Origin of the sequence: Niabella ginsenosidivorans (assembly GCF_001654455.1) — a bacterium.
GTDB lineage: Bacteria > Bacteroidota > Bacteroidia > Chitinophagales > Chitinophagaceae > Niabella > Niabella ginsenosidivorans.
The window spans coordinates 4,984,928-5,003,952 of record NZ_CP015772.1 but is presented as its reverse complement, the minus strand read 5'-3'; the positions used below and the strand labels follow the sequence as shown (position 1 = coordinate 5,003,952).

Annotated in this window: 19 protein-coding genes; 13 read left to right on the top strand and 6 right to left on the bottom strand. The window is 41.2% G+C overall.

Annotated features, from left to right (window positions below; translation table 11 throughout):
* The first annotated feature begins 33 nt into the window (after nucleotides 1-33).
* Together fabG and A8C56_RS21090 are read left to right on the top strand one after the other, a co-directional pair.
* Nucleotides 34-789, top strand: coding sequence for a 3-oxoacyl-[acyl-carrier-protein] reductase (gene fabG, locus A8C56_RS21095; protein ID WP_067760445.1), 756 nt, complete (start codon nucleotides 34-36; stop codon nucleotides 787-789).
* A gap of 551 nt (nucleotides 790-1,340) precedes the next feature.
* Nucleotides 1,341-2,555, top strand: coding sequence for a chromate transporter (locus A8C56_RS21090; RefSeq protein ID WP_245645625.1), 1,215 nt, complete (start codon nucleotides 1,341-1,343; stop codon nucleotides 2,553-2,555).
* Here A8C56_RS21090 and nadD read toward each other — a convergent pair.
* Together nadD and A8C56_RS21080 are read right to left on the bottom strand one after the other, a co-directional pair.
* Nucleotides 2,543-3,115: a nicotinate (nicotinamide) nucleotide adenylyltransferase gene (gene nadD, locus A8C56_RS21085; RefSeq protein ID WP_067760440.1), complete on the bottom strand. Its 573-nt coding sequence runs from the start codon at nucleotides 3,113-3,115 to the stop codon at nucleotides 2,543-2,545. The two genes, A8C56_RS21090 and nadD, sit on opposite strands and share 13 nt — an antisense overlap.
* A gap of 6 nt (nucleotides 3,116-3,121) precedes the next feature.
* Nucleotides 3,122-3,364 (bottom strand): FeoA family protein, encoded by a 243-nt coding sequence (locus A8C56_RS21080; RefSeq protein WP_067760438.1) that lies wholly within the window; start codon nucleotides 3,362-3,364, stop codon nucleotides 3,122-3,124.
* A gap of 52 nt (nucleotides 3,365-3,416) precedes the next feature.
* Here A8C56_RS21080 and ybeY point away from each other — a divergent pair, with 52 nt between their 5' ends.
* The 4 genes from ybeY (at nucleotide 3,417) to A8C56_RS21060 (ending at nucleotide 8,437) form a co-directional block, all read left to right on the top strand.
* Nucleotides 3,417-3,857: an rRNA maturation RNase YbeY gene (gene ybeY / locus A8C56_RS21075; RefSeq protein WP_067760436.1), complete on the top strand. Its 441-nt coding sequence runs from the start codon at nucleotides 3,417-3,419 to the stop codon at nucleotides 3,855-3,857.
* 746 nt (nucleotides 3,858-4,603) lie between these two features.
* Complete coding sequence (mnmG, locus tag A8C56_RS21070) at nucleotides 4,604-6,472, top strand: tRNA uridine-5-carboxymethylaminomethyl(34) synthesis enzyme MnmG (RefSeq protein ID WP_067760434.1); 1,869 nt, start codon at nucleotides 4,604-4,606, stop codon at nucleotides 6,470-6,472.
* Between the two features lie 77 nt (nucleotides 6,473-6,549).
* On the top strand, nucleotides 6,550-7,278 hold the full coding sequence (locus A8C56_RS21065) for a DUF2490 domain-containing protein (RefSeq protein ID WP_067760432.1): 729 nt from the start codon (nucleotides 6,550-6,552) through the stop codon (nucleotides 7,276-7,278).
* A 262-nt stretch (nucleotides 7,279-7,540) separates the two neighbouring features.
* A complete protein-coding gene (locus tag A8C56_RS21060; RefSeq protein WP_157098054.1) occupies nucleotides 7,541-8,437 on the top strand; it encodes a hypothetical protein in 897 nt (298 codons plus the stop codon).
* Nucleotides 8,438-8,633: 196 nt separating this feature from the next.
* Here the strand turns inward: A8C56_RS21060 and A8C56_RS25560 are convergent, their stop codons facing one another.
* The 3 genes from A8C56_RS25560 to A8C56_RS21050 are packed head-to-tail and all read right to left on the bottom strand — an operon-like array spanning nucleotide 8,634 to nucleotide 9,635.
* A complete protein-coding gene (locus tag A8C56_RS25560) occupies nucleotides 8,634-8,906 on the bottom strand; it encodes a DoxX family protein (protein WP_394330820.1) in 273 nt (90 codons plus the stop codon).
* Entirely contained in the window at nucleotides 8,840-8,992 is a 153-nt protein-coding gene (locus A8C56_RS25185) for a hypothetical protein (protein ID WP_245645623.1), read from the bottom strand. Before A8C56_RS25185 ends, A8C56_RS25560 begins: the two co-directional genes overlap by 67 nt.
* Nucleotides 8,993-9,002: 10 nt before the next feature.
* The gene (locus A8C56_RS21050) at nucleotides 9,003-9,635 is read right to left on the bottom strand and encodes a nitroreductase family protein (RefSeq protein WP_067760427.1); all 633 of its coding nucleotides are present in this window, start codon (nucleotides 9,633-9,635) and stop codon (nucleotides 9,003-9,005) included.
* A 98-nt stretch (nucleotides 9,636-9,733) separates the two neighbouring features.
* Between A8C56_RS21050 and A8C56_RS23995 the strand changes: the two genes are divergently transcribed.
* The gene (locus A8C56_RS23995; RefSeq protein ID WP_071609353.1) at nucleotides 9,734-10,093 is read left to right on the top strand and encodes a winged helix-turn-helix transcriptional regulator; all 360 of its coding nucleotides are present in this window, start codon (nucleotides 9,734-9,736) and stop codon (nucleotides 10,091-10,093) included.
* On the opposite strand, the gene A8C56_RS21040 is transcribed toward A8C56_RS23995, so the two are convergent.
* Entirely contained in the window at nucleotides 10,023-12,065 is a 2,043-nt protein-coding gene (locus A8C56_RS21040; protein ID WP_067760423.1) for an ATP-binding protein, read from the bottom strand. The genes A8C56_RS23995 and A8C56_RS21040 overlap by 71 nt on opposite strands.
* A 226-nt stretch (nucleotides 12,066-12,291) precedes the next feature.
* Here A8C56_RS21040 and A8C56_RS21035 point away from each other — a divergent pair, with 226 nt between their 5' ends.
* The 6 genes from A8C56_RS21035 (at nucleotide 12,292) to A8C56_RS21010 (ending at nucleotide 18,996) form a co-directional block, all read left to right on the top strand.
* The gene (locus A8C56_RS21035) at nucleotides 12,292-12,621 is read left to right on the top strand and encodes a hypothetical protein (protein ID WP_067760421.1); all 330 of its coding nucleotides are present in this window, start codon (nucleotides 12,292-12,294) and stop codon (nucleotides 12,619-12,621) included.
* 25 nt (nucleotides 12,622-12,646) lie between these two features.
* The gene (locus tag A8C56_RS21030; protein WP_067760419.1) at nucleotides 12,647-15,685 is read left to right on the top strand and encodes an energy transducer TonB; all 3,039 of its coding nucleotides are present in this window, start codon (nucleotides 12,647-12,649) and stop codon (nucleotides 15,683-15,685) included.
* A 138-nt stretch (nucleotides 15,686-15,823) separates the two neighbouring features.
* The gene (locus A8C56_RS21025; RefSeq protein WP_067760417.1) at nucleotides 15,824-16,615 is read left to right on the top strand and encodes a hypothetical protein; all 792 of its coding nucleotides are present in this window, start codon (nucleotides 15,824-15,826) and stop codon (nucleotides 16,613-16,615) included.
* A gap of 90 nt (nucleotides 16,616-16,705) precedes the next feature.
* Entirely contained in the window at nucleotides 16,706-17,335 is a 630-nt protein-coding gene (locus tag A8C56_RS21020; RefSeq protein ID WP_067760415.1) for a hypothetical protein, read from the top strand.
* A gap of 25 nt (nucleotides 17,336-17,360) precedes the next feature.
* A complete protein-coding gene (locus tag A8C56_RS21015; RefSeq protein ID WP_157098053.1) occupies nucleotides 17,361-18,248 on the top strand; it encodes a hypothetical protein in 888 nt (295 codons plus the stop codon).
* A gap of 37 nt (nucleotides 18,249-18,285) precedes the next feature.
* The gene (locus tag A8C56_RS21010; protein ID WP_067760411.1) at nucleotides 18,286-18,996 is read left to right on the top strand and encodes a hypothetical protein; all 711 of its coding nucleotides are present in this window, start codon (nucleotides 18,286-18,288) and stop codon (nucleotides 18,994-18,996) included.
* Nucleotides 18,997-19,025 lie beyond the last annotated feature (29 nt).

Below are 19,025 nucleotides of genomic sequence, written 5' to 3'. Positions count from 1 at the left end.
TTGCAACTATTCTGAAACCTACTTTTTTGTTTTATGAAATTACTGGAAAATAAAATTGCGGTGATTACCGGTGCTGCCCGTGGAATTGGAGAAGCTATTGTTGACAAATTTGCAGAAGAAGGTGCCAGTATTGCTTTTTCTTATGTTAGCGATAGCAGTGCAGAAAAAGCAGCTGCAATTGTGAAAAGATGGGCCGGTAAAGGGGTTAAGATAAAAGCCTTCCAAAGCAATGCAGGAGATTTTTCAGCTTGTGAGGCATTTGCGGATACTGTATTAAAAGAATTTGGTACTATTGATATTTGTGTAAATAATGCCGGTATTTCTAAAGATAACCTGTTACTGCGTATGACACCGGAACAGTGGGAATCTGTATTACAGGTAAACCTCAACAGTGTGTTTTATATGACCAAGCAGGTAATAAAACCGATGATGAAAGCAAAATCGGGAAGTATTATTAATATGAGCTCTGTAATCGGCATAATGGGAAATGCAGGCCAGGCAAGCTATGCAGCCAGTAAGGCAGGTATTATAGGGTTTACAAAAAGCGTTGCAAAAGAATTGGGAAGCAGGAACATCCGGTGCAATGCCATAGCACCGGGCTTTGTGGAAACAGATATGACGAGTTACCTGCACGAGGGGGATAGTGCAGCTAAATATTTACAGGATATTCCTTTGGGAAAATTTGCGAAAGGAGAAGATATCGCCAATGCAGCCTTATTCCTTGCATCGGATATGGGCGCTTATATAACCGGGCAAACGATCAGTGTTTGCGGAGGATTAAATATTTAACAGGCATCCCGCTATTTATACCATCGATTTGATGAAATTATGACAAGCGTACATAGTTTATTAAAGTAATACCATCAAATGCTTTTTATTCCCATCCGTTAGTTTACTGTACGGTTTCATTGCCTGCTGCTCTTGCATGACCTTGTAATTTAAAAGCAAAACCGTCCAAAGTAATAATAGGTAACCCATCCTGATAAAGTACTGCAGCAGGTATTAACAACGTTATCGTTATTGGTCAGTATCAGCAGGAATAGTTTTTAAGCGCTTTATCTCCTGTCTTTAATGCTCCTCATTCAGCTTTCTTTAAATAAAGAAGGAAATGCAGAGTAGATGTAAAGGATATACCCCGGTTCTTATATTTTATCTGTTATGCCAATAAGGATCAGTATTTTTATAAAGCATTTTTTAGGTTTATACTTTGAAAGCGCTAAGTTTTATTTAGAAATATTGTTTAAATTGTTTATCTTGATTGTATGGAATCAAAAGGTTTTTGTGGAGGCATATTGTCTAATTGATACCCAATTGTAATGTTACTAAGGCACCTGCATTTTTTGAAATTGGTTTTTCTCCACAGCATCACTGCTTTTGGGGGGCCGCAGGCGCATTTGGCAATGATGATGAAAACGTTTGTAAAACAAACGCCCTATGTTACTGAGCAGGAACTGATGGAGTACAATGCTTTTTGCCAGTTACTGCCTGGAGCGTCTTCTACACAGACACTGACATTGATTGGTTTTAAACGCGGGGGAATATTGCTGGCAATACTAACGCTTTTGGTATGGATATTACCCGCCTGTAGTATCATGGGCGCTTTGTCTTTTTTGGTAAATTATTTGGACAAAGGCGGAGAATCGCTGAAGTTGTTTCAATACATCGTACCAATGGCCGCAGGTTTTTTAATTTATGCCTGTGTTTCGGCTTTTCCTTATTCTGTTAATAACAGGATCACTTTTTTTATAGCGATCATTTCGGCACTCCTTACCTTTTTATTTTTTGGAAGACCTTTTGTAGTGCCTGTCCTCATTGTTTTAGGTGGTTTTGTAACCAATCTTAGTAAGAAAAGGATTCCCCAGGAGGAAATAAAACCCGGAAAAATACGCTGGTGGAATATCTGGCTTTTTGGGATTATATTTATTCTTGCGGGAGTATTCAGTGAAATGGCCCGTAAGCATGATTGGGAATACAGGAAGCCCGTTAACTTATTTGAGAATACTTACCGCATGGGCAGCCTGGTTTTTGGAGGAGGCAACGTACTGATGCCCATTCTTTATGAACAATATAGTGTAAGGCCGGATGAAGTAAAAGAAAAGAACCCCAATGTTATTCGCATTGATAAAAAAGAAATGCTTACGGGTATAGGATTGGTACGTGCAATGCCAGGCCCGGTGTTTTCAATTGCTTCTTACACGGGTGGGCTGGCGTTAAAGAATATGGGAAATTACTGGCAGGTGGCGGGGATCATTATTGCAATGATTGGTATTTTTTTGCCAAGCGCTCTGCTTGTATTGTTTTTCTTCCCGATCTGGAATATGCTGAAAAAATATTCGGGTATTTACCGGTCGCTTGAAGGCATTAATGCAGTAGTGATGGGTATTATGATTGGATCTACTTTATACATTATGAAAGATCTTTCCTTGTTTAACTTTCAGGGTTTTAATGGTGCTAATCTGCTGGTAGTGGCAGGTACAGCTATCGTTTTGATATTTACGAAACTTCCCGCTCCTGTTTTGGTTTTGTCCTGCCTGGCATTAGGTTATTTTCTGTAATAACCTGATCTTTCAATTTCTTCTACTACATTTTCGGGCATCAGGTAACGGATGGATTTTTTATTACGGATAAGGTTCCTGATCAGGGTTGCGGATATCTCCAGTAAAGGCGCGTCCAGTATTGTAATACGATCAGCTATTTCTAAATTGATTATAAAGCCTGGACGATTATATATTAATATATTATAATTTTCTATTATATATTTATAATTTTTCCATTTTTCTATATTTTGAAAGCTATCTCCGCCTAATATTACTGAGAATTCATGTTGTGGGTACTTTTCTGACAGATGTGCTAAGGTAACAGCTGTATAAGAAGGTCTGGGCAGGTGAAATTCAATATCAGAAGCCTGCATGCGAAGATCATCTTCTATAGCCAGCTTTATTAGGTGGAGGCGTTGATTTTCATTTAAAAGTGAGGCAGACTCCTTTAAAGGGTTTTGAGGAGATACAATAAACCATATTTTTTCTGTAAACCCTTCATTCAGTATATGACTTGCAATAATTAAATGCCCATGATGTACAGGGTTAAAGGAGCCAAAAAATAATCCGATTTTCATTCACAGTTAATTTATGGTATCCACTACAATAAAACGAGCTTCATCAAGTCTTAAACTTAAGGTATATCCTGCTACAGATATAGAAATAGGGTCATGGAGTGGAGCAATCTTTATAACTTCTATCTCTTCCCCTGGTAAACATCCCATTTCCATCAGTTTCAGGAAAATATCTTCTGTTGTAAACTTCTGTATCCGGGCACGCTGGCCAGGTTTTAATTCAGACAAAAGCAGGTCTTTTTCTTGTTCCATCTTGCAAATCTAACTATTGTAGGTTGTCTTTTATTTACGAATTTTGAAAATTATGATACTTAAAAACGCTCCGGTGGTCCAGTTTTCTTTTAACGGCAATGTCGCTCTTTCTGAAAGGAAAAGGCTTAAAGCTTTTATTATTTCTCTGTTTAAAGAGAATGAACAGCCTTTGGACCTTTTGCATTATACATTTTGTACTGATGAAGAAATTCTGGCCATTAACCAGCAGTATCTCAACCATAATTATTATACTGATATTATAACGTTTGACTTACGGGAAAGATCTACAGATGCAATGGTCGGAGAAATTTTCATTGGTGTAGATACTGTACGTTCTAATGCGCAATTTCTTGGCGAACCTTTTTTAAGGGAATTGCACCGGGTTATTTTTCATGGCGTATTGCATTTGTGCGGATATAATGATAAATCCGAAGAGGAGCAGGCAATTATGCGTAAAAAAGAAGATGAATGTTTATTAAAGTACTTTCGATAACCATTTGTTCCACGTGAAACAATTAGGGGAACACTCAAATCTAACTGCACTTGAGTTTGCGGGCCTCTGACTGTTAACCAGAGGCTTTAACCGGTTGAGTTTTATTGAGTGATTAACCCTTAATAGCCAGGTTTTTATTTTATTGGCTCAGGTAAAATAAAAGATTAAATTATTGTTTTCCATTAAATGAACCTTTGAATTGCCATATCTATATTAATGCTGTTAAGAGAGCAAAGGCTCCTAATTTATAATGAGTATTAATCACATACATCTATATAAGACTTGGTAGGTACGGCTGCGTGGACAACCAAAATTATTGTCAATTTAAAACGGGTATTCTGTTCCACGTGAAACAATATTTGTACTTCAGAAGGAGAAGAACTTAAAAAGCTTTCAGTATTATGGAGATTGCTTATTTAAGACCGTTTAAACCTTTAGATTGCATTATAAGTAGTATATCAAGCTCAGCCTTGACAGAACTTTGTCGTTTTAATGAGCTTAAATGAAATGCTTTTTATGATTGCTGCCAATGCCAGATTACATGATGCGACGGAACAGGTACGGGATGACATCTTCAGGGTAATCCCTAAGGAATCAATAAAACAGAGTTGTTGCATAAGTTATCAGAATACTTTACCGGGAATTTTACGACCGTTCCACGTGAAACATCTCTTTTTATTGATTCGCTTTTTTGTATCTGTTGCATAAATTCTTATAAATAGTAGAATGGTGTAACTTTGTAAATTATGTTTCCGGAATATGATGTAATAGTTGTCGGGGCAGGGCATGCAGGCTGTGAAGCTGCTGCTGCTGCTGCTAATATGGGCTCAAGAACGCTGCTGGTTACCATGAACATGCAGACAATTGCTCAAATGAGCTGTAATCCGGCAATGGGTGGAATAGCAAAGGGACAAATCGTTCGGGAAATTGATGCGTTAGGGGGGTATTCAGGTATTGTTACCGACCTTTCTATGATTCAATTCCGCATGTTGAACCGGTCAAAGGGCCCGGCCATGTGGAGCCCGCGTGCACAAAGCGACCGGATGCTATTTGCTGCCAAATGGAGGGAAATGCTTGAGCAAACGCCTAACCTGGATTTTTACCAGGATATGGTAAAGGGTTTGTTGGTAAAGAAGGATAGGATAGCAGGTGTAATTACCGGTTTAGGACATGAAATACATGGAAAGGCGGTAGTATTAACTAATGGGACTTTTCTGAATGGAATTATACATATCGGGGAAAAACAATTTGGCGGTGGAAGAGTAGCTGAGAAAGCTGCATCGGGTATCACAGAGCAATTGGTTTCCCTGGGATTTGAAAGTGACCGGTTAAAAACAGGCACGCCGCCAAGGGTAGATGGCAGAAGTCTTGATTACTCAAAAATGGAGATACAGGATGGAGATACTGAGATAATAGGCTTCTCTTTTATCGACACCCCCAGGATCAAACCCGAACAACAGCGCTGTTGCTGGATCACTTACACTGATCAGAAAGTGCATGATATGCTGAAAACGGGTTTCGACCGGAGCCCGATGTATGCCGGCCGTATTGATGGTGTGGGCCCCCGCTACTGTCCGAGCATTGAAGATAAAATTAACCGTTTTGCAGACAAAGAGCGCCATCAGCTGTTTGTAGAGCCGGAAGGCTGGAATACAGTTGAGATCTATGTAAACGGATTTTCTACATCGCTTCCGGAAGAAGTTCAGTTTGCCGCTTTAAAAATGGTACCCGGGTTTGAACAGGTAAAATTATTCAGGCCAGGGTATGCTATTGAATACGACTATTTTCCTCCTACTCAGCTCAAAAACACATTAGAAACAAAAATAATATGTAATTTATATTTTGCTGGTCAGATCAACGGAACAACAGGTTATGAGGAAGCTGCCTGTCAGGGGATCATGGCTGGTATTAATGCTCATTTAAAAGTAAATGAACAGGAGCCGTTCACATTGAAACGTAGTGAGGCTTATATTGGGGTGCTTATTGATGATCTTATTAATAAAGGAACTGAGGAACCCTACCGGATGTTTACTTCGAGGGCGGAATACCGTACCCTGCTTCGCCAGGATAATGCAGATGCACGCTTAACTCCTATAAGCTATAAATTAGGATTGGCTTCCCAGGACAGGATGGATAAAGTACGGCAAAAAAATGAAAATATTGCCGGTATTAAGTCTATTTTGAAAGAAGTGGCATTAAAACCTGATGAAATTAACGGATTCCTGGCTGATCTCCATTCTTCGCCCATACAGGAAAAACAACGGGCAGAAAAGATCCTGTTAAGACCTGACGTGGAATTAGAGGAACTAATAGAAGCTGTTCCTTATCTGCAGGAAAAGGTAAAAAATTATTCAAGAGAGGAGCTGGAGCAGGCATCTATACATATCAAATATGAAACCTATATTGAAAAGGAAAAAGAACTGGTAAACAGGATGAGCGAGATGGAAGACCTTGCAATTCCCCAAAGCTTTGATTATTCAAAGCTTAGCTCCCTGGGAAACGAAGCAAAAGAAAAGCTAAACCGTATTAAACCGCAAACACTGGGACAGGCCAGCAGGATTTCCGGTATAAAACCAAGCGATATACAGATCCTGATGGTATATATGGGCCGATAGAATTTTGCGATCTGCCGGCATTTCTGGTAATGGCACTAACATAATTTGAACCTTTTATTTTAAACTATTGAATCTGCATGATCCGAAGACTGTTGCTGCCAGCATTTTTATTAGTTCTTATAGATTTCTGCCATGCACAAACGGGCCCTGAGCATCTTTCGGGGTTTCTGACAACGTCGATAACCTATAAATACGCTCCCAAATGGATGGCATATATGGAAATGCAGGCACGGTCCATTGAGCAATTCAAGACCATCGATTATTACGAAATAAAAGGGGGAACCGGTTATAACTTTAATGAAAATAGCCAGGCGCTGATCGGAATTGGCCGGTATGCTACCTATAAACAAAAAAGCCTGTCGCAGGAAGAACTGAGACTTTGGTTGCAATATACTTTTAGTCATGCTGTTTCAAGAATAGATTTTGATCACAGGCTAAGGGCAGAACAGCGGTTTTTCCATCAATTGAAAACGGCACAAAGAACCAATGACCAGCGATACCGTTACCGGTTAAGCGCAACAATACCTGTTAATAAGAAGAGAGTGATCGCAAAGACCTTTTTTGTAAATGCGTTTAATGAGTTGTTTTTGGGCCCTAAAGAAAATGCGTTTAAAAGGAACCGCGTTTATTCAGGAGCCGGGTATCAGTTCAACGGGAATATTGGAATGACGGCAGGGTACCTGTGGCAGCGGGAACTGTCACCGGTAGGCAACAGAAGCCTGCATTTTATCCAGTTGGCTGCCAATATTGTTATAGATCGCTGGGCAGATAAGGATAAACGGATCTTTGTTCCGGTAATAGATTAATTTATTAAAAATGGCATAAAAAACATATTATTGCCATTTTATGTGGTAGCATATTAGGGTTAAGTAGAGATCTATCCGGATATACTTCTTTGATGCTGAATACAGCCGCGGCCTCATTTGACTTTAATGAATAGAATGAAAAAATAAAATGATAAGCTACAGCAACCTGACACCAGCAGATATTCAACGAATTAAATATTGGAGGCGCAGTATACGTGGCGGAGCCATCAGTGTTTTTATTGCCGGAATTTTATGTATTATAATGGCTGTTTTTTCTGTATGGGCTGTTGTAGTGTCTAATAGAACAACTACGGATAGTACCCTGGATTTTATTTTTTTGATAATGCTCTTATTATTGGGTGGCGGTGCTTTTTTTATGATCCGGTTTATCGGGTTTGTGCAAAAAAACAAAAAAGCAAAAAGAGCTCTTTTGTCCGGGCAAAAAATGATCGTTCAGGGAACAATTGAAGTGGCAAGACCTGATAACAGGCGCCTTCATTATATTATTGATGGGCAAACCTATGATGTAAATATTATTCCCGGTGGAGATAAAAGATATTTTGGAACGTTATACAGGAATCTATTTGGTATAACCACATTGCAGCATACACCTGTAAAAATGGAATTGCTAAAGCAGGATGAGCAGCAGTATCTTTTATTAAATATTTTTTATACAGAATATAATACAGCAGGCAACAAAATAACAGCAGCAGAACCAGGAGATTTTGCAGGAGGGCAGGAAATGGTTTTCAGCTCGTTTTATATTTCCTGGGCATTTCTTTTTATGCTATTCATCATCACCCCTATTATAGGGCCTGGTCCGGCTTTGATCACGACCGGATCAATGTTCCTCCCGTTCATATTAGGCCCCGCGATACTGGCAATTTTTAAATGGCGGCAATTGAAGCAATCCGATAAGAGATGGCTTATTGAAGGGATTGTAACAGAAGTGATCACAGCAAGAGAAAAATTTACCAAGGGTGGAAGCTATACCACTCTGTACTGGTACCGCATTGGCTCGGAATTGGTTTGTTCCTATAAATCGGGCAATACACCGGACGGATTCAATACCGGGGATAAAATTTGCGCTGTTTTTCAATGCAAGGAGAACGGGCAGATATTCCGGTTAATAGATATTCTATCAGCAGCAAAAAGTTAAAAACACCTGATGGTTTAAAAACTGCTTACGCGCGATCTGTTTATGTGTTGGTCGGGTATGTGTGCTTAAATAAAAACGGCCAGTGATGTATTAATAGTTACGGGCTGTTAAAACACTAAAAACCGGGCTAATATTTGAGCCCGGCTTTTAGTATTCGTTTATGTATAAGCTATTTTTAGTAAAGAAGTAGCCCAGATTACTGCAATTTATTGTAGTAGAGAAATGAAACGATTAGTACTACCAGAAAAACAGCAGGTGTTACAATTGCTTGTGCAGGGTTGCCGGAAGAGGCGTGAGCAATAACCGCTGAAACGAGGCTAATTGTAAAACCAGCGTAAGCAAATTGCTTAAAGCCTTTGGGAGCAAATGGAAGCAGCAAGGCCAACGCGCCTAAAAATTTTGCTATTGCCAGTTCAACCCTGAAATAACCCGGAAAAACCCAGGTGGCTGAACGTTGCCTCCATTCCAGGCTGTCAGGTACATAAATGCGCTGGACAGCATCATTAAGGAAAATAACCCTGTTGTAATCCAGAAAACGATTTTATCTTTTTTCATTGTTCCTTGTTTAATTGAACTCAGTAATGAACTCTTCTTTTGGCGTGCGTACTTTTTTCAGGTTTACCAGCCAATCGTTTTGCTCGTCTCTGTAACCGAGTGGTAAAATCACAACACTTTTTAACCCTGACTGGTCAAGTCCGAGAAACATGTCCAGCTTAGCTGCGTCAAACCCTTCCATAGGAGTAGCATCTACTCTTTGCTCTGCTGCAGCTGCAACGGCTATCCCTAATGCGATATAGGCTTGTTTGGCCGCATGGTTTTTATGCCATTCCTGTCCTAACGGCTCTAACACGCTCCAATAGCGTTTTTTAAAGTCATCCATTGCGTTTTCAGGCAGGTTGCGTTCGCTTACAACCAGAGAAGCAACCTTATCGATCTTATCGTAGGAATAACTATCCCAGGCTGCAAATACCAGCAAGTGTGAGCAGTCGGCAATCTGGCTCTGATTATTGGCAATGATCTTTATTTGTTCTAATTTTTCTTTATTACTGATTACAAAAACTTTGTAGGGTTGTATTCCTGCTGATGAAGGAGCTAAACGCACTGCTTCCAGTATATAATTAATTTTTTCCTGCGGAACCGGTTGCCCGTTCATTTTTTTGGTAGCATAGCGCCACATTAAATTTTCCAGTAAAGTCATATTGCTGTTTTTTTATGATTAAAATTGTTAGCGCAAAATTATTTATTTTTGCTTTCTTATTGTAATCAGTTACCTTTTGGTAATCAGAAAAAACAGCAATGAAAAAGAAAGAACACAAAGAATGCTTGACCATGCTGATACCAGTAAGAGATACGCTGGACGTTATTAGCGGAAAATGGAAGATTTTAATACTGATCTCAATATGGAACGGTAACAAACATTTCAGGGAAATAGAGCGCAGCATTCCAAAGCTTACTACCAAGGTACTGGCAAAAGAATTAAAAGACATGGAAGATAACCAGCTAATAACCCGAACGGTTATTAACGGGTTTCCTGTAAGAACAGAATATACGCCAACCGAATATTCCCAGACCCTGAAAAAAGTAATTAAGGAACTGCATCGCTGGGGTACCAATCACAGGAAGCAAATTTTAGGAAAGCAGGAGGTTGGGTACTAAATGATTCATTCTGTTGCAGCAAAGAGCCTTCTTCTTTTTTACAGTATCCTGCCCAGGAACTCTTCCAACCCTTCTTCCCGTCCCAGTCCCAGTTTTGTTTGATCCGGTATTTGGTCATACGTACGCTTTTGGGCTCTACATGCAACAGGGAGGCGATCTGCTTGGTGGAAAGCTGCATATAGATATAGGCACAATACTTCAGGTCAAGTGACGTTAGCTTTTGTTCTGCCTGTTGCTGCAGCCGGTTAAAAAATTCCGGGTGCAGGTCTTTGAATTCCGAGCGTACTTTTTCAAAGTCCTCGTCCACACGGCTTTCTTCATGTACAATCTTTTCCAACTGGCGCAATGCCGCTTCGCTGCCCGGTTGTGCCAACAGTTTTTCCTTCAGGCCCTGTAGCAGCTCATTCTTATGCTCTACCTGTAACGCACCGGCCAGCAATTCTTTTTGCATTTGTTCCTGCTGTGCTTTCAATAACTGCTGTTCTGCCTGCAGCCGGGCGGCTTCTTCCTGCTGCAGCCGGGATTGCAGTTCTGCTTCGTGCTTTTCCAGCCGCAGGCGTGCTGCCTCTTCTTCCTTCAGGCGGGACTGCAGGCGTGCTTCTTCTTTTTCCTGTCGTAACAGTTTTTCCCGTTGCAGGGAGTAGCGCAAACGGAAATGGTAGGCCAGGAACAGAAAGCTCAGCCCTGCTATTGCTATAGCAGCTATTCCAAGATACAGCTGATTTTGTTTACGCCGGAACGCTTCCTGTTGTTTCAGAAGAACGATCTCTTTTTCTTTTTTCTCTGCCTGGTAACGCGCTTCCAGACGGTGTATTGTTTCAATCCGCCGGGTATCAAACTCCTTTTTATAATAGGACAGGTATTGTTTATAATAAGCAAGCGCCTTTACCGGATCTCCCTTTTGTTCTGCCAGTATCGCCAATCCTTCATATAGTTGCTCAGCCACATAATAATCCGGGGGGTCCATAGCATTAAAAGAGGCCTGTGCCCGCAGGAGCATCTGTTCTGCCTGTGCCCGTTTTCCCTCCTGCAGTGCATATTTGCTCAGCATTGTATAGCAGTTGATGAGCATGCGTTTCTCTCTTAATGTATCGGTAATATTTGCCAGGGCAAGATTTACATATTTTACAACAGTATCTTTTGATGGCGGAAAATGATCCATATATACCTGCGCAGTAAATAAAGCTGACAATATAGCCGGATCGCGGTTCGTTGGCCCGTAAGAAGAATGTAACAGGAATGTAGCGGAGTTTTTAAAAGCGTACAGCGCCGAATCCAGAAGCGCCGGATCTTTATGTGCTCCTTTTTCATAGCAATCCAGATAAGCTGTGCCGTTGATCTGCCAGGCAGAAGACAAGAGCTCTTCTTCACCTGCCTGCTGCGCCTGTTGTAGTGCCAGGCGGGCATATAGTTGTTCTTTATCCAGGTCCTCCCTCTCCGAGTAAATGCCAAAATACAGGTAATAAATGCCTGCACGCAGGCGTGCTCCTTCCGGCAGCCCTTCCAGATAATCTAATGCCTGATGCCAGCTTTGCACCGCCTCTTCCGGACGGTTTTCAATGTTTTGCAGCCAGCCCTTTCTATACCAGGCCAAACCTCTGACCATCCGGTTCTTTGTTTGCCCTGCATACCATAGTGCGCTGTCTACTGCCTGCGCCGTTGCTGTATCACTTTCTGTGCTGAAGTATACATTAGACAGATAGCTAAATACGTAAGACTGTACAGCGGCATCTCCACTACGGCGGGCCAGCTCCAGTGCCCGGCGTCCATAATCCCGCCCTTTTTGCGAATCACTCTTTACATAAAGAGCGGCCAGCTGTGCCATCACCTGTGCCTGCTGGCTTATGGGCAAACCAGGTTGCTGCAATTGCCGCAGCAGGGTGTCGCCCAGCATATACTGTGCACAAAGAGACCGGCAAAAGAAGAAAAAAAACACGCTGGTCAGCAGGAAAAGATGGCGGATCCGGTTCATAAAGGCTGTGCGAAAATAAGTAATAATCCCGCTGTTTTTTCAAAGTTTGCCGCAAAGATATGTACATGATAAAAAATCGAATAGTATTATAGATTAATAATCAATGCATATTTGGGGTTGTAGTCGCTTTGTAGGCGCTGATTTTTAATAGTGTAGTCACCTCGTAGGTGCTATAAGTTTGGAAGGGGGTTAATACCGCGGCATTTTTGCTAAAAGTAAAATGCCCATGACTGCAAAACAATTATCTATTCTTGCATACTTCACATTCATTGGATGGGCAATTTCTTATATCCGCTTTATAAAAGGAGCCAAAAGTAACCTGCTGCAGTACCATTTAAAGCAATCCCTTGGCCTTATCGTGCTGAGCGTTCTGTATGGCCTGGTGTTGCGCCTGCTGGCGTTAGCGGCACCGGAAGCCGCTGCCGTGCTGACCTGGGCAGGCATTGTGCTCTTTATTTTATTAGTAATGGGCATGATCAATGCGCTGAATGAAACTGAGCGGCCAATTCCTTTCATCGGCCGGTTTTTTGAAAATAGATTTCCTTTTATCCGCTAAAACCCCTCTTTAATAAGCAGCAATAATGAAATCCTTCTTATTCCTTTTCTTTTTGACAGCCGCCGGCCTTTTCACATCGGCACAGGATTCCCTTTATGACGGCGGCTCTCCCTTTGTGCTGGGATTTGCCCGGGTAGAAAAGGGAAAAGACTATTACTATATTGATACGCTGGGGCGTTACGCTTTTGACCGCTTCCTGAACGGAAGCACTCTGCTCCTGTCTGATGAAAACGGCAGTTTGCACGAGGGTGATTCTACCCTTCTGCCGGAAAACACCCTTCTGGTCAGCCGCAAAGGACGGCTGGGTCTTTTAAGTCCTGAAGGAAAATGGCTGTTGCAACCGGAATACGATTCCATCGACACCCGTTCCCGTACGGAATGGGTGGTAAAGAAAAAAAACACCCAATCCCTGTTTACGCCCTCCAGCTTCCTGCTGCCCTTCCGTTTTGAGGAAGTATATAACATGAACGGCCGCTACTTTAATGTACGGCTGCAGGATCAATGGGGGGTGTATGACCGGGAGGCTAATCGCCTGACGGTACCATGCAGCTATGAGGATATGGATTATTGTTATGGCTGCGAGGAAAAAGGTGATTATTGTTTTGCAAAAAAGAACGGAAAATGGGGCGTTATTGATTTTAACAATAACGTGCTGCTGCCTTTTGAATACGACCATGAGCATAGCAATATGCGCAGCGATGAATGGGTGGAATGTTTTTATCAGAACGGTAAGCAGCTAAGCATTAACCTGAGAACAAAAGAAACAGATACCTGTAATTGTAATGAAACCAACGAAAATGAGGAAGAGAAAATGGCAGGTGGTTTTATGATTAAAAACAAAAACGGCAAGTATGGTTTGCTGAATGCACAAGGAAGGTTAATCCTGGATTATCAATATGATTACATCCGCTATGATGCTGATACATCAGGTACCTACCTGCCTGCGCCCTTTGCTGCTATTACGAAAAACGGTAAAAGCGGGGTGGCAGATACTACAGGAAAAATCATTATCCCACCAATCTATATGAATGCTTTTAGCTACATGAAGCAGGGGGATTTGTTTTATACCGAGGTTAGAGGGAAAGAGCGTTTTTTTGATAAAAAAGGAAATTTAATCCTTCCTGGGTATGATTCTCTGGAGCGAACCGATATGCCCGATGATTATCCGGATGCTCCTGGTCTCATAAAGATCCGGCAAAATGGGTTACTGGGTTTTTATAATGCTTCTACAAAAACGTTGGTAAAACCAAAATACACGCATATCCATTTCTTTGATGCACAACAGGCGCATTCCATTATAAACGTACAGGCAGGCAAAAAAGAAGGATATATTGATGTGAACGGAAAAGTAATCGTTCCCCCTGTGTATGATCATGTTTTTCAGGATAACCCTGATTCTGATTTAGTAAGCGTAAGCCGGGGGGAAGGCCAGGGAATATACCGGATATCCCAGCAAAAACTGATCATTCCAACAATTTACCAGGATGTAACAGTATTGCAGCAACGCCTGTTTTGGGTACAGGGTAAGAACGGGAACGATAATAATAAATGCGAAGGCCTGATCGATTTTTCCGGCAAGGTACTTTATGCACCGGTGCCCTACCAGGAAATAGAAGTGATGGATTCCGTTAATCGCTTTATCCTGGTTTCCCGCAGGGATACCCATACATCAAAAATAACATACACCCTGTTCAATGCACTTACCCGGGAACAAACGCAGCTGCCCTACGATACTATACTAATAGGTGGCAATGCAGATCTGCTGGGGGTACAGATCGCCAAAGGCCGGTATGCGCTGTATGATGCCGTTGCGGGTAAAATAGTAAAAGGGGCGTATACACAAAACGGTTACCCGGAGGTCGTATATCCGTATAATAACAATGCACTGGTCATGAAAGACGGCAAATGGGATATAATCCGGAAAGACGGCAGCACTTTTTTTCACCTGCAATATGATTTTGTGCAACTGTTTCCCCCGGGCATTATTATGGTTGCCAATAAAAAAGCACAGGAAGAAAAAGAAGTAAGGATCGGCGATCCGGCGGTTGTAGATTCAATACCCCGCATCACCGAAGCCAGAGGTAACGGGTTATACAACTATGTGTATGGTTTTGCAGACAGTACCGGTAAACTGGTTGTGCCCTTAGCATACGATACCTATGAATGGATAAATATCAGGGATTACGTTAATAACGACACTACCTTATTGTTGCTGAAAAAAGACAGCAATGATTATGGGCAATATCTGAAAGGCTGCGCCGCTGCAGACGGAACAATTATTGTGCCGGCGGAATATAAAGAAGTAATCCCAACAGAAGATAAGAAAGGATACCTTGTAATAAAGCACAACAAATACGGCATCATCAGCGCCCGTGGTAAGACCATACTACCGGCGGAATTTGACAGTATTTTATACAGCGGGCAGAATTTTTGGGGTGATGCAGCCCCTATCACTTTTCCTGTAGCCGCTTTAAAGGATGGTGTATATCGCTATTATGATGCGATGGGGCGCCCGTTACCGTGCCGGTTGAAAGGAACTATAGACTTTACACCTCCTTACGATGTTAGAGATCTTTCTATAACGGAATCTGATGAATGGAAGTCGCTTGCAGCTGCGGACACAACAACAGCAAGCAATATCGGCACGGTCAACAAAACAGGTGTCGGAACAGCAGTAGTACCTCCTGTTTCGGCTGAAGACGTACTGCCGGAAGATTCAGCTGTCAATGAACAGGGAGCACCACCGGCAGTCAGTAAGGAGCCGGCATACACAGCTGTGGCTGTGATGCCGCAATATCCAGGCGGTGAAAAAGCGCTGCAGCAATATATTAAAACGCACCTCAGACCCCAAAAAGCTGTACAGGGCAACGTGCTGGTAGCGTTTATTGTTGATAAAAAAGGAAAGATAAGAGCAGCGCATGCATTAAATGATATTGGCGGTAGCTGCGCGGCAGAAGCAGTACGGGTTGTACAAACGATGCCGGATTGGATACCTGGCAAACAGAACGGAGCAACCGTAAATGTAAGAAGGGTCATTCCTGTAATATTTATGCCAGAAAAATAAAACAGCGACAGCGGCCCCTGATGTTTAACTATAGGCCAGCAGATGCCCCAAAAACATAAAGAAAAATAAAAAAGCTCAATCATTATTATACATCTATCCCGGAAAAGAAAATGGATGTAAATTTTACGATCCACTTTAATGGAAGAATATAAAGAAATAATGCTTTTGAAAAAAGATCAAATAGAATCAGGATACTCCGGGGCTATAAAAAGGATGCCGCTGAAGCTGAATTATTTATTACCGCTCCTGTTCTCCTTCTGTCATGCACAAAAAACGTATAATGATTTACAGGGAGCCGGATACAAGGGCAATGTAAAAACGATTACTATTTACAGTTATTCAGAAGATTCTGCTTCTGTGGCTGATCGTTTAAGATTAACAGGGAAAGTGGTTTTTTATTATAACAGGGTGGGCAATGTGGATTCTTCGAGTCAATACTTAAAGTGGCGCGCTAACGGTAAATTAGAAAAGTTGTATGACACGTACATAAGTTTTCAGAGGGGGAAAAGATTGGAGGTGACCCATAATTATCTATGTGATGAAACAGATACGACAAAACAAATCCTGATAAATGATAGTATTTACAAAACCAGCAGTACTAAAAAGTGCAGTAAACAAATGATCATCACAGAATGCAATATAGATGGTGAAGGCAAACTCAAAAGAATAAAAATGTCAGTATTTGAAAAAGGCACCTGTCCCGTTTTAACTCAAACAACCGAGTACTATGGGAAAAGAAGTGATGGCTTCTATTCCGGATGCATTGTTACAATTACAGACAAGTTGGATAAAAATGAAAAAACAATATTCCATAGTACATACGCTGACTTTGATAAACATAGAAATCCAGGAAAAATAATATACACAGGCACCAGTAAAGGCGAGCCTCCCAAACAGACAATGGAAATTTATGAATATCAATATTATTAACCGCAACACACTTCTAAAAATGAATATTACGATACAAGTGAGGTGGATGGCAGCAATAGAAGATCCGTTAAAATAATAAAAGAAAACAGATTGAATAAAACAGTTATAATAAGCTTCCTGGCAATTATTATTTTCGCGCAGTTTTCATTCGCACAGACAATAAAACGGCAGGAGAATGAGAGCATAGAACAATTTGCGGACCGCATCCGGCCGGATTCTTCAACGCTCATTGAGCACCAGATTTTTGAAACAAAAAATTTTGATCCAAAAAATGCTATACTGGCCTTTTATCAAAAGACGATCACTGAAACCTATCAAACGGGTACGTATACAGACCATGATCAATATAATATTATTTTGGGTTATTTATACCTGCCGTCCACGGAGAATAATTACCGGAGGATACTGATTGATACGATTCCTCCGGATGGCGGCGACCCGGAGATCCTTTCCGTATTTTATGTGAACGCAGATAAGGATACTGATAAAGAATTAGCCGTACTCTGCAAATATGAACAAAGACATTATGATTACGGGGGCGCTTTTTATGAAACGTTTATCTATGATTTTGACAAAAAGAGCAACCGGTTTACTTATTTAGAAAAACTAAGCGATAAGCTTTTTGGCTGTGAATGCGGCTTTCGCGATGGGCGTAATGAAACGGCTAAATATAAAACAGCAAAGGACGTGCGGGAAGGATTGAGAAAAATGGGGTATTAAAGCGATTAACAAAAAGGAGGATTTTATGGGCAGGAAGGGTACAACTGTTAGCAGGATGAAAATGAAAAGCATCATTCTATTATGGATATTTATCCCGCTGTTATCTTCCGGACAAGGCACGCCAGCCCGGACCGGGAAACAGAAAAGTGGAATTAAAAACGGCATTCTGAACAAAGCAACAGAACAATACGACCATTGCTGGAAGGGATTTATAGGGTCCGGGATCCCGGTTTTTATACATTTTTGTTCCCACAGCATCCGTTACGGGAAATACGGGAACATAGTGTCCGGTGAAATTATTTATCTTAATACAAAGAAGCAGCAACCGATTCCGCTCATTGGCTATACAGACTCCGGCAAGCATTTTATATTGTCAGAATACGCAAAGGATGGAGCGGTCACCGGCATTATTTACGCGAATGCAGATAAGGAAACCCTTAAAGGAACCTGGTCAAAACCCTCATCAGAGAAAACGTACATTCTGCAACTAAAAGCCTGTGACACGTTAATTCGTTCACAGGATATTACAACAAACCCCGAGGATATCTTTGGCAATTATTATTACCGGTACGGAGAAAAAGGATATTCAGGCGAGCTTAAATTAAGAAAGATCAATGATCAGATTGCCCTGTTTTATATGTTTTCAGTGACCAGCGCGCCTGCAAGAAACATGGCCGACCTAATAGACAATGACACAATTCCCATACCCGCGGCCACCTTTACCTATAAGGTTCCCGATACCGACGGTTGCAGGATAAAAGTGCAATTTTTTAAACAATTCGTTGTTGTAAGCTATCCTGACGAGGACGCTTGCAGGAATGCATTTGGCCACAATGCAACATATGAAGGCATTTATTATAAAGTGCCATTATTGCCCGGCAAAAAACGAACAGACAGGAATAAAAACTTTTGATAAGCAGAAGAGGCTCTTGTATCATCTTTGATCATTTATGGAATTAAAATATTTTATATTTTGTTTATTCGCCCCCGGTTATATATGCAGCGCGCAGCAGCATACGGATTTACAGGAATACGGGTTAAAAGGAAATCTAAGAAAGGCAACCATTTATAACTATTGGAATGTGCCTGCTTCCTTAAATAAGGACAGCGCTGTATTGTATGATGAAGAGATCTTTTATTTTAATAAGCAGGGAAATACTGATTCTGTTTTATCATTTACAGGTTCCGGCCCTGAAGACGAGTTAATAAAAAAGCAGAAAACCACGATAACATACAGAAATGGCAGGCGATCAGAGGTCGTTTATAATTATACTTCCGGGGAAACGGATACTGTTCAGCGGATGGTGTTAAATGACAGCACCTATAAAACAAATCTTACCAGTAAAACCGGGGGGCAAACAACCTTTCAGGAATTTCATCTTGACAAAGATTACCGGGTTTATAAAACACAGATCACGGTATTGGATCAAAATAAAAAGCCTGTACTCACTCAATCTAATGAAATATGTGAAAAAGACAATAGCGGTTTTTACCATACAGCAATTTGCAGCTTCTCTGATCTTGATAACGGGGCAAAGAAAAAGACAGCCATCATTTACAGTGGTTTTGACAGATATGGCAATCCGCAAAAGACTGTTCTTACCCATACAGGCAAGGACAATAAGCTCGAAATGCGCAGGTACAAATTTGAATATTATTGAACACGATTAAAATAACAATGCTATAATTT

Excerpts from the sequence above, each read along its gene's own strand:
- fabG (WP_067760445.1), top strand. The coding sequence starts at position 34 with ATGAAATTACTGGAAAATAAAATTGCGGTGATTACCGGTGCTGCCCGT.
- nadD (WP_067760440.1), bottom strand. The coding sequence starts at position 3,115 with ATGAAAATCGGATTATTTTTTGGCTCCTTTAACCCTGTACATCATGGG.
- A8C56_RS21080 (WP_067760438.1), bottom strand. The coding sequence starts at position 3,364 with ATGGAACAAGAAAAAGACCTGCTTTTGTCTGAATTAAAACCTGGCCAG.
- ybeY (WP_067760436.1), top strand. The coding sequence starts at position 3,417 with ATGATACTTAAAAACGCTCCGGTGGTCCAGTTTTCTTTTAACGGCAAT.
- mnmG (WP_067760434.1), top strand. The coding sequence starts at position 4,604 with ATGTTTCCGGAATATGATGTAATAGTTGTCGGGGCAGGGCATGCAGGC.
- A8C56_RS21065 (WP_067760432.1), top strand. The coding sequence starts at position 6,550 with ATGATCCGAAGACTGTTGCTGCCAGCATTTTTATTAGTTCTTATAGAT.
- A8C56_RS21060 (WP_157098054.1), top strand. The coding sequence starts at position 7,541 with ATGGCTGTTTTTTCTGTATGGGCTGTTGTAGTGTCTAATAGAACAACT.
- A8C56_RS25185 (WP_245645623.1), bottom strand. The coding sequence starts at position 8,992 with ATGAAAAAAGATAAAATCGTTTTCTGGATTACAACAGGGTTATTTTCC.
- A8C56_RS21050 (WP_067760427.1), bottom strand. The coding sequence starts at position 9,635 with ATGACTTTACTGGAAAATTTAATGTGGCGCTATGCTACCAAAAAAATG.
- A8C56_RS23995 (WP_071609353.1), top strand. The coding sequence starts at position 9,734 with ATGAAAAAGAAAGAACACAAAGAATGCTTGACCATGCTGATACCAGTA.
- A8C56_RS21040 (WP_067760423.1), bottom strand. The coding sequence starts at position 12,065 with ATGAACCGGATCCGCCATCTTTTCCTGCTGACCAGCGTGTTTTTTTTC.
- A8C56_RS21035 (WP_067760421.1), top strand. The coding sequence starts at position 12,292 with ATGACTGCAAAACAATTATCTATTCTTGCATACTTCACATTCATTGGA.
- A8C56_RS21030 (WP_067760419.1), top strand. The coding sequence starts at position 12,647 with ATGAAATCCTTCTTATTCCTTTTCTTTTTGACAGCCGCCGGCCTTTTC.
- A8C56_RS21025 (WP_067760417.1), top strand. The coding sequence starts at position 15,824 with ATGGAAGAATATAAAGAAATAATGCTTTTGAAAAAAGATCAAATAGAA.
- A8C56_RS21015 (WP_157098053.1), top strand. The coding sequence starts at position 17,361 with ATGGGCAGGAAGGGTACAACTGTTAGCAGGATGAAAATGAAAAGCATC.
- A8C56_RS21010 (WP_067760411.1), top strand. The coding sequence starts at position 18,286 with ATGGAATTAAAATATTTTATATTTTGTTTATTCGCCCCCGGTTATATA.